This window comes from Vibrio sp. 1078-1, from assembly GCF_033340475.1.
This window is the reverse complement of sequence record NZ_JAWOWM010000675.1, coordinates 1-571: the sequence shown is the minus strand read 5'-3', so window position 1 is coordinate 571 and position 571 is coordinate 1. Positions and strand designations below refer to the sequence as shown.

Annotated in this window: 1 protein-coding gene; it reads left to right on the top strand. The window is 46.2% G+C overall.

Annotation, left to right across the window (positions count from 1 at the left end; genetic code table 11):
- Positions 1 to 571, top strand: a 571-nt coding sequence (locus tag R7190_RS29450; protein WP_318138148.1) for an efflux RND transporter permease subunit, incomplete at both ends; no start/stop codon positions are given.

Sequence of the window (571 nt, the reverse complement as noted above, 5' to 3'; positions counted from 1 at the left end):
GAAGTCGATCCCCTCGTGCTGCGTAAGTATGACCTAACGTTGAATGACGTAAGCAATGCCATTCGTCGTTACTCGGCAAACTTCTCGGCGGGCGAAGTCAAAACAAACTCTGGAATGATTGCGGTTCGAATCGAGAACCAATATTACCGTGGAGATGAGTTTAGAAATATTCCCGTGAAGCTAGGTGCCAATGGTGCCAAGGTATTGTTGCAAGACATTGCTACCATCAAAGATGGCTTTACCGAAGAAGAGCGCCACTTCGAGTATTCAGGTCAAAATGCTATCTACATGTCAGTCGAAGCGACGCGCGATCAAAACATCATTCCGGTTGCTCAGTCAGTTCGTGACTACATCGAAGCCAAAAACAAAACCTTGCCGAGTGATGTTCAGCTAAAAATTCTGGTCGACATGACGTACTACCTAAATGGTCGTCTCGACATGATGCTGAAAAACTTGCTGCAAGGCGCGGTGCTTGTTGCGATCATGTTGACGATTTTCTTACGTTTCCGTTTGGCTATGTGGGTAATGATCGGCTTACCTGTATGTTTCCTTGGTGCGGTAATGATGATGC